Raw genomic sequence first — 9,147 nt, forward strand, 5'->3', positions numbered from 1 at the left:
GTCGGGTGACGGAGAGCAACCATGAACAAACCGATCCCCAATTCCCTGCGCAACCTGCCGGACGAGCGTGGCCGCTTCGGCGAGTTCGGCGGCCGATTCGTCGCCGAGACGTTGATGCCGCTGATTCTGGAGCTTGAGGCCGCTTATGACGTGGCCAAGCTTGATCCGGCCTTTCAGGCTGAGTTCGATTATTACATGAAGCATTATGTCGGCCGGCCGAGTCCGATGTGGTTCGCCGAGCGGCTGACGAAAAAACTCGGCGGTGCGAAAATCTATTTCAAGCGCGACGAGCTGAACCACACCGGCGCGCACAAGATCAATAATTGCATCGGTCAGATCCTGCTCGCCAAGCGCATGGGCAAGACGCGGATCATCGCGGAAACCGGCGCGGGGCAGCATGGCGTCGCGACCGCGACGGTGGCGGCGTTGTTTGGTCTGCCCTGCGTGATTTATATGGGGGCCGTCGATGTCGAGCGTCAGCAGCCCAATGTGTTCCGCATGAAATTGCTCGGTGCCGAGGTGGTGCCCGTGACATCCGGGGCGGCGACGCTCAAGGATGCGATGAACGATGCGCTGCGCGACTGGGTCGCGAATGTACGTGACACGTTCTATATCATCGGCACCGCGGCGGGTCCGCACCCCTACCCGGCCATGGTGCGCGATTTTCAATCCGTGATCGGCACCGAGGCGCGGGCGCAGATGCTCGAGGCCGAGGGGCGGTTGCCGGATGTGGCGATCGCCGCGATCGGCGGCGGGTCGAACGCGATCGGGCTGTTCCACCCGATGCTGGATGACGATGTCAGGCTGATCGGGGTGGAGGCTGCCGGGCGCGGGCTCGATTCGGGTGAGCACGCGGCATCGCTCTCGCGCGGCCGGCCAGGTGTGCTGCACGGCAACCGGACCTATCTGTTGCAGGATGCGGATGGCCAGATCCTTGAAGCCCATTCGATTTCGGCGGGGCTGGATTATCCGGGAATCGGGCCGGAACATTCGTATCTGCATGATATTGGCCGGGTCGATTACGTCGCGGTGACCGATGACGAGGCGCTGGCCGCGTTTCAGCTCTGCTGCGCGACCGAGGGGATCATTCCGGCGCTGGAGCCGGCGCATGCGCTTGCGCATGTCGCGAAGATCGCGCCGGAGATGCCGGCCGAGCAGATCATTTTGATGAATCTGTGCGGGCGGGGCGATAAGGATATTTTCACCGTCGCCAAACATCTCGGAGCACAATTGTGAGCCGGATCGCCGCCACTTTCGCACGGCTGAAGACCGAAGGGCGGGCCGCGCTGATCACCTTCGTCGAGGCGTTCGATCCCGATCGCGCGACCTCGGCCGCCCTGCTCGCCGGCATGGCCCGGAGCGGCGCCGATATCATCGAGATCGGCATGCCGTTCACCGATCCGATGGCGGATGGGCCGACGATTCAGCTGGCCGGGCGGCGGGCGCTGCATGCGGGGGCGAGCGTTGCCGGGACGCTCGACCTGGTGCGCGAATTCCGCACGATCGATAATACCCTGCCGCTCGTTCTGATGGGCTATTTGAACCCGATCCTGTCCTATGGCGTCGATCGGTTCACGCGCGATGCCGCGTTCTTCGGTGTCGATGGGTTGATCGTGGTCGATATGCCGACCGAGGAATCCGATTTGATGCTGGCGGCGGTGAAAGCCAATGGGCTCGATCTGATCCGTCTGGTCGCCCCCACGACCTCCGATGCCCGCCTGCCGGTGGTGCTGAAGGACTCGTCGGGTTTCGTCTATTACGTGTCGATCACCGGCATCACCGGCACGCGCACGGCGTCGGCGGCGGATCTGGCGCGGGATATTCCCCGCCTGCGCCGCGCCACCAACCTGCCCATCGCGGTCGGGTTCGGGGTGCGCACGCCTGAACAGGCGGCGATCGTCGCCCGCCATGCCGACGCGGCGGTGGTCGCCTCGGCGCTGATCGACCGGATGGCGGCGGGGCTGGATGAAGCGGGCCATGCCGCGCCCGCGTTGATCGACCAGATTCTGGGCGATGTCGCTGCCCTGGCGGCGGCGATGCGCGGCGAGCGCGCGGCGGCCTGATCCGCCTGCCCCGCCCGGTTAGAGCGTGATGCTTTCAGCTTAACGCTCTAGCTCTATGTTTTTTCGAGCGATTTCATGCGATTATGTTGCCGCTGCCGCGTCAACTTAATCGCATATCGCTCTAGGGGCGGTTTGGTTGCCCCGGCGCGGGGGGCCTCATTGATCCCATGATCGCGACCTCATCGCACCGGGCATCGATCCGGCCGCCTTGGCGTGGCCGGCCCCCGGGCGCGGCGCGGGGATTGCCGGCGTGGCCGCGCGGATCGATGCTGCATGTGCGAATACGACCATAAAAATTAACCTAATTTTCGATTGCGAATATTGTGCGCGCGTGATAAGAGCCGGGCAACGATAAATTTCGAGGAAACAGGTCGTTCATGCCAAAATCAATGCATAAATTGGAATGTTTACGCGAGGGTTTTGCGCCGGATGTTGTGATCCGAATATGCATTGGGCGGTTCTTCCGGTGTGATGGAAGGTTCGGCCATGGCGGATAATGTCGATCTGCTCATTATCGGCGGCGGGATCAACGGCGCCGGGATCGCGCGTGATGCCGCCGGGCGCGGGCTGCGGGTGCTTCTGGTCGAGCAGGATGATCTGGCGTCGCACACCTCCTCGGCCAGTACCAAGCTGATCCATGGCGGGCTGCGCTATCTTGAATATTACGAATTCCGGCTGGTGCGCGAGGCGTTGCAGGAGCGCGAACGGCTGCTCACGATCGCGCCGCATATTATCTGGCCGCTCGAATTCGTGCTGCCCCACGCCGCCGGCCAGCGCCCGGCCTGGATGATCAGGGCCGGCTTGTTCCTGTATGACCATCTGGCGCGCCGCCAGCGCCTGGCGGCATCGCGCGCGGTCAGGTTTCCGCCGCATCCCGCCGCGGACGTGCTCAAGCCCGACTACCGGCGCGGCTTCACCTATGCCGATTGCTGGGTCGAGGATAGCCGGCTCGTCGTGCTCAACGCGATGGATGCCGCCGCGCATGGCGCCGATGTTCGAACCCGAACAAAACTGATCACCGCCCGGCCCGATCAGGCGGTCTGGCGCGCCGATCTGGAGGATCGCCGCACCGGCCTGCGCTCATCGGTCACGGCGCGCGCCATGGTCAATGCCGCCGGCCCCTGGGTCGGTGAGGTGTTGAGCGCCAAGCTCGGCCGCAACACCGAGAAGACGGTGCGGATGATCAAGGGCAGCCACATCATCGTGCGCCGGTTGTTCGAGGGCGCGTTCGCCTTCATTTTGCAGAATCCCGATCAGCGCATCGTGTTCGCGATCCCCTACGAGGGCGACTTCACCCTGATCGGCACCACGGACATTCCCTACGAGGGCGATCCGTCGGTGGTTGACATCACGCCGGATGAAACCGCCTATCTCTGCGAGAGTGTTTCGCGCTATTTCCGCACGCACGTCACGCCCGCGGATGTGGTGCGCAGCTATTCCGGCGTGCGGCCGCTGTATGACGATCACGCCGCGAACGCCTCGGCGGTGACGCGTGATTATGTGCTCGATGTCGAGGGTGGCGCGGGGCAGCCGGCGTTGCTCTCGGTGTTCGGCGGCAAGATCACCACCTATCGCAAACTCGCCGAACACGCGCTGGAAAAACTGCTGCCGGTGATGGCGCTGCCGATCGGCACACCCTGGACCGCGAACAGCGCGCTGCCGGGCGGCGACATGCCGGGGGCGGATTTCGACGCCTATTTGCGTGCGCTGGCCGCACTCTATCCGTCGTTGCCCCCTGCCCTGCTGCATCGGCTCGCGCGCGCCTATGGCACCCGCGCCGAGCGTGTTCTCGGCACGGCCCGCACCATGGCCGACCTCGGCGAGGATTTCGGTGGCGGGCTTACCGAAGCCGAACTGGCCTATCTGGTTGCACATGAATGGGCGCGCGAGGCCGAGGATGTGCTCTGGCGGCGATCGAAACTCGCGCTGCATGTGCCGCAGGGCACGGCAGGGCGGGTCGCGGCGCGGCTGCGGCGGGAGCCAGTCAAGGAAGCAACTTCTTTTTTGTAAAAAAGAAGCAAAAAACTTTTGTTCTCTGGGTCAGGGGAGGTTGAACCAGAACGGACCAGAATAAAAAAGTTTTTTTACTTCTTTTTTTTCAAAAAAAGAAGATCTTTCTTGCCTTTCAAATAAACGTACGGGGAAAACAGCCATGACCAGCTACGTCGGCGCCATCGATCAGGGCACCACAAGTTCGCGCTTCATCGTTTTCGACAAGGGCGGGAATATCGTCTCGGTCGCCCAGAAGGAACACCGGCAGATCTATCCCAAGCCGGGCTGGGTCGAGCATGATCCGCTGGAAATTCTCGCCAATACCAATGAGGTGATCGGCGCCGCCCTCGCGCGCGCCAATCTGACCGCCGCTGATCTTGCCGCGGTCGGCATCACCAACCAGCGCGAAACCACCGTGCTGTGGGATCGCCACACCGGCCAGCCGCTCTGCAACGCGCTGGTCTGGATGGATACCCGCACCGATCAGCTGGTGCAGCGCTTCGTGCGTGACGGCGGGCAGGACCGGTTTCGCGCCAAGACCGGCCTGCCGCTGGCGACCTATTTCTCGGGGCTGAAACTGCTGTGGATTCTTGAAAACGTCGAGGGCGCGCGGGCGAAGGCGGAAGCGGGCGATGCGCTGTTCGGCACGATCGATACGTGGCTGACCTGGAATTTGACCGGCGGTGCCAAAGGCGGCCGGCACATCACCGATGTGACCAACGCCAGCCGCACCATGCTGATCGACCTTGCGACCTGCAACTGGGATGAGGCGATGCTCGCGCATTTCGGCATCCCGCGCGCGTGTTTACCCACGATCGTGGCCTCTTCGGCGGTGTATGGCGATATCGTGACGGCGCCGCTGAACGGCACCAAACTCGCGGGCATGCTCGGCGACCAGCAGGCCGCACTGGTCGGGCAGACCTGTTTCTCGCCCGGCGAGGCCAAGAACACCTATGGCACCGGCTCGTTCATGCTGATGAACACCGGCACCACGCCGGTGCAATCGAAAGCCGGGCTGCTGACCACGCTGGCCTATCAGTTCGGCGACGAGGCACCGCGCTACGCGCTGGAAGGGGCGATTGCGATCACCGGCGCGCTGGTGCAGTGGCTGCGCGATAATCTGAAATTATTCGATGTGGCACCGCAGATCGAGCCGTTGGCCGCGAGCGTGCCCGATAATGGCGATGTCTATATCGTGCCCGCGTTTTCCGGCCTGTATGCGCCGTACTGGAAAGACGACGCGCGCGGCGTGATCGCCGGGCTGACCCGCTATGCCACCCGCGCCCATCTGGCGCGCGCGGCGCTTGAATCCACCGCCTATCAGGTGCGTGACGTGGTGGAGGCGATGCAGGCGGATAGCGGCATCACCCTCGCCGCCCTCAAGACCGATGGCGGCATGGTGGCCAATGAGCTGCTGATGCAGTTCCAGTCCGATATTCTCGACGCCCCGGTGGTGCGGCCGAAAATGACCGAAACGACGGCGCTGGGCGCTGCCTATGCGGCCGGACTTGCCGTCGGATACTGGCAGAATGTCGATGATCTGCGGCAGAACTGGGGCATCGACAAGACCTGGGAGCCGAAGATGAGCGCCGAGGTGCGCGCGCATCACTATAAATCATGGAAAAAGGCCGTTCAGCGCTCGTTCGGCTGGGTCGATTGATCATCATCATAGGGAAACGAAACAATGTCCAACACATCTGAATATTCCACTGAGACGATGCAACCGGCGCCGAGCCGAACATTGATGGGTGTCAAGGTCGGGTGGCGGGCCGAGTCGATCTATTCCGAAATGATCGCGGAATTTCTGGGCTGCGTCGTTCTGATCGCGTTCGGCGCCGGTGTCGTCGCGGTCGCGGTGGTCGGGCTGACCGAATCCGGCCGGACCGCGGTGATTTTCAACGGCGCGGGCGGCTGGCTGCTGATCACCTGGGGGTGGGCGTTCGCGGTCACCATGGCGATTTATGTCGCCGGCGGCGTGACCGGGGCGCATCTCAACCCCGCGGTCAGCCTGGCCTTCGCGGTGAAGGGCGATTTCCCCTGGCGCAAGCTGGTGCCGTATTGGGGCGCGCAAGTTGCCGGCTGCTTCGTGGGCGCGGCGCTGGTCTATGCCGATTATTTCCGCGCGATCGATGCCTGGAACGCGGCCCATCACGTCGCCTCCTACGCGGCACCCGGCGGGCTGACCACGTTCAGCATCTTTGCGACCTTCCCGGCATCGTATCTTGGCGCGCATATGGATCTGGCGCTGCTCGACCAGATCATCGGCACGTTCTTTCTGCTGCTGTTCGTGCTGGCGATTTCGGACAATCTGAACCTGAGCCCGACCTCCAACATGGGGCCGCTGCTGGTCGGACTCGCGGTTGCGGCGATCGGCATGTCCTATGGCGTCGATGCCGGTTACGCGATCAACCCGGCGCGCGATTTCGGCCCGCGCCTGTTCACCTGGCTGATGGGCTGGGGGCCGAACGCGTTTCCCGGACCGCATGGTTATTGGTGGGTGCCGATCGTCGGCCCGATGATCGGCGGGGTTCTCGCTGTCTATGTGTATAAATGGTGCATCAGCCTCACGCTGATCGAACGGGTCAAGCTGCTGAAAAGCCGGCAGCCGCACCCGCAGATGCAAGGATTGGGCTATAGCCTGGAAAAGCTTCAGGCCGCACTCGATGAAGCCAAGCAGCACACCACGTCCGCATCGTAACCGCATCGGGTCGGGGGCCGGTCCGATGGCGGGGCCGGTCCCTGGTTCAGCAAGGAGGGAGCCATGAAAAAACTGATCAACGATCCCAATGCCGTGGTCGGCGAAGCGCTCGAGGGGATGGCGCTGGCGCATGAAGGAATGATCCTTGTGCATCGCGACCCCGATTTCATCACCCGCGCCGATGCGCCGGTGCGCGGCAAGGTGGCGCTGGTGTCGGGCGGCGGTTCCGGTCATGAACCGATGCACGGCGGCTTCGTCGGGCGGGGGATGCTGGATGCGGCATGCCCCGGCGCGGTGTTCACCAGCCCGACGCCGGATCAGATGGTCGCGGCGACGATGGCGGTGGATGGCGGCGCGGGCGTGCTGCACATCGTGAAAAACTATACCGGCGATGTGCTGAATTTCGAGATGGCGGCCGATCTGGCGCGCGAGGCGGGCATCGATGTTCATGCCGTGGTGATCGATGACGACGTCGCGGTGCAGGATAGTCTCTACACCGCCGGGCGGCGCGGCGTGGGGGCGACTATTCTTGCCGAAAAAATCTGCGGCGGGGCGGCCGAGGCGGGCATGAGACTGGCGCAGGTGGCGGAATTGTGCCGCTCGGTCAATGGCGCCGCGCGGTCGATGGGTCTGGCGCTGAGTGCCTGCACCGTGCCGCACGCGGGCACGCCGAGTTTCGCGCTCGGCGCGGATGAGATGGAATTCGGCATCGGCATTCACGGCGAGCCGGGGCGCCGGACCATCAAACTGGCGCCTGCCGACGAAATCGCGGCGATGCTGATGGAACCGATCCTGGCGGATCTGCCGTTCCGGCGCGGCGATGATATTCTATTGTTCGTCAATGGCATGGGCGGCACGCCGTTGATCGAGCTCTACATCATGGTTCGCGCCGCCCGGGCGATCGCGGTCAAGCATGGGTTGAGCGTGTCGCGGCATCTGGTCGGTTCCTATATCACCAGCCTCGAGATGGCCGGCGTGTCGATCACCGCGCTGCGGCTCGATGCGGCGATGCGCGGATACTGGGACGCGCCGGTGGTGACGCCCGCGCTGCGCTGGGGGGCGTGATGGCGCAGGACGTCGCCAGCCTCGCCGCGTGGCTGCGCCGGGCGGCTGGCCGGTACGCGGCGGCGCAGGCCGAGCTCAACGCGCTGGATCAGGCGATCGGCGATGGGGATCACGGTGCGAACCTCGCGCGCGGCTTCGCCAAGATCGTTGAAAAACTCGATGCCGCGCCGCCTGCCGATCCGGCGGCGCTGTTCAAACTGGCGGGCATGACCCTGATCGGCACGGTCGGCGGCGCGGCGGGACCGCTGTACGGCAGCTTCTTTCTCGATATGGCGAAGGCCGCCGGTGGCGCGGCGACGCTCGATGCGGCCGCCCTCGCCCGCTGCCTCGCCGCCGGTGTGGCCGGGGTCGCGGCGCGCGGCAAGGCGGTGCCGGGCGACAAGACGATGCTCGACGCGCTGATGCCCGCGATCGCGGCACTCGATGGCGGCGCCAGCCTGGCCGAGGCCGCCGCCGCCGCCCATGCGGGCGTTGCCGCCACCATCCCGATCGTGGCGCGCAAGGGGCGGGCGAGTTATCTGGGCGAACGGGCGATCGGCCATGCCGATCCGGGGGCGACCTCGGCGGCCATGCTGCTGGACGCGCTGGCGGTGGCTGAGACGCCGGCGTGATGGACGTGGTCGGGCTGGTTCTGGTCTCCCACAGTCGCGGCCTCGCCGTCGCGGTGGAAGCCCTGGTGCGTCAGATGACCGGTCCGGCCGCGCGCATCGCCCTTGCCGCCGGCGCCGGCGATGACCAGGCCGATCTCGGCACCGATGCGACCGCGATCGTCGCCGCGATCGAGGCGCTGGACAGTGACGCCGGCACGCTGGTGCTGATGGATATCGGCAGCGCGCTGTTGAGCGCCGAACTCGCGCTCGATCTGCTCGAACCCGGCGTGCGGTCCCGCGTGGCGCTGTGCGCGGCGCCGTTCGTCGAGGGCGCGCTGGCCGCCGGGGTTGCGGCAAGCGGCGGGGCGCCGCTCGCGCGGGTGCGGCGCGAGGCTGAGCAATCCCTCGCCGCGAAACAGGACCAACTCGGCGCGGTTCCGTTGCATGACATGAGGCGCGGGGAAACCGATGATCGGGATGGCGCGGCGATCGACAAGCCGATCGACAAGCTGGTGCCGGTCACCGATCCGGCCGGGCTGCATCTGCGGCCGGCGGCGGCGATCGCGCGCTACGCGCAAGGCCAGCCGCATATGATCCGGATTGGCGTGGCCGGGACCGGGCGGAGCGCCGATGCCGGGTCGTTGACCGGCCTGCTCGGCCTCGGCGCGCGGGAAGGGATGGCGCTGCGGATCACGACCTCATCGGCGGCGGCGGTCGATGCGATCGCCGGGATTCTCGC

The 9,147-nt window shown here is 65.3% G+C and carries 8 protein-coding genes; all 8 read left to right on the plus strand.

The features are described from left to right. The first annotated feature begins 21 nt into the window (after nt 1–21). Nucleotides 22–1,236 carry a tryptophan synthase subunit beta gene (gene trpB / locus ACP5E6_RS08045; protein WP_427953604.1) on the plus strand — a complete coding sequence of 405 codons (1,215 nt, stop codon included), beginning with the start codon at nt 22–24 and terminating at the stop codon, nt 1,234–1,236. Further along, nucleotides 1,233–2,063, plus strand: coding sequence for a tryptophan synthase subunit alpha (trpA, locus tag ACP5E6_RS08050; RefSeq protein ID WP_427953606.1), 831 nt, complete (start codon nt 1,233–1,235; stop codon nt 2,061–2,063). Before trpB ends, trpA begins: the two co-directional genes overlap by 4 nt. A 486-nt stretch (nt 2,064–2,549) precedes the next feature. Continuing rightward, a complete protein-coding gene (gene glpD / locus ACP5E6_RS08055; protein ID WP_427953608.1) occupies nt 2,550–4,073 on the plus strand; it encodes a glycerol-3-phosphate dehydrogenase in 1,524 nt (507 codons plus the stop codon). Between the two features lie 142 nt (nt 4,074–4,215). Continuing rightward, nucleotides 4,216–5,715, plus strand: coding sequence for a glycerol kinase GlpK (glpK, locus tag ACP5E6_RS08060; protein WP_427953610.1), 1,500 nt, complete (start codon nt 4,216–4,218; stop codon nt 5,713–5,715). A 24-nt stretch (nt 5,716–5,739) separates the two neighbouring features. Beyond that, complete coding sequence (locus ACP5E6_RS08065) at nt 5,740–6,753, plus strand: MIP/aquaporin family protein (protein ID WP_427953612.1); 1,014 nt, start codon at nt 5,740–5,742, stop codon at nt 6,751–6,753. A gap of 63 nt (nt 6,754–6,816) precedes the next feature. Beyond that, nucleotides 6,817–7,818 (plus strand): dihydroxyacetone kinase subunit DhaK, encoded by a 1,002-nt coding sequence (gene dhaK / locus ACP5E6_RS08070; RefSeq protein ID WP_427953614.1) that lies wholly within the window; start codon nt 6,817–6,819, stop codon nt 7,816–7,818. After that, a complete protein-coding gene (dhaL, locus tag ACP5E6_RS08075; RefSeq protein ID WP_427953616.1) occupies nt 7,818–8,429 on the plus strand; it encodes a dihydroxyacetone kinase subunit DhaL in 612 nt (203 codons plus the stop codon). Before dhaK ends, dhaL begins: the two co-directional genes overlap by 1 nt. Beyond that, the coding region (gene dhaM / locus ACP5E6_RS08080; protein WP_427953618.1) for a dihydroxyacetone kinase phosphoryl donor subunit DhaM at nt 8,429–9,147 on the plus strand (719 nt) is incomplete at its 3' end. The genes dhaL and dhaM, both read left to right, overlap by 1 nt.

The organism is Acidiphilium sp. (assembly GCF_049977125.1).
Classification (GTDB): Bacteria; Pseudomonadota; Alphaproteobacteria; order Acetobacterales; family Acetobacteraceae; genus Acidiphilium.

What these genes read in the sequence shown, in the direction of transcription:
- trpB (WP_427953604.1), top strand. Translation starts at nt 22, where the DNA reads ATGAACAAACCGATCCCCAATTCCCTGCGCAACCTGCCGGACGAGCGT.
- glpD (WP_427953608.1), top strand. Translation starts at nt 2,550, where the DNA reads ATGGCGGATAATGTCGATCTGCTCATTATCGGCGGCGGGATCAACGGC.
- dhaK (WP_427953614.1), top strand. Translation starts at nt 6,817, where the DNA reads ATGAAAAAACTGATCAACGATCCCAATGCCGTGGTCGGCGAAGCGCTC.
- dhaL (WP_427953616.1), top strand. Translation starts at nt 7,818, where the DNA reads ATGGCGCAGGACGTCGCCAGCCTCGCCGCGTGGCTGCGCCGGGCGGCT.
- glpK (WP_427953610.1), top strand. Translation starts at nt 4,216, where the DNA reads ATGACCAGCTACGTCGGCGCCATCGATCAGGGCACCACAAGTTCGCGC.
- ACP5E6_RS08065 (WP_427953612.1), top strand. Translation starts at nt 5,740, where the DNA reads ATGTCCAACACATCTGAATATTCCACTGAGACGATGCAACCGGCGCCG.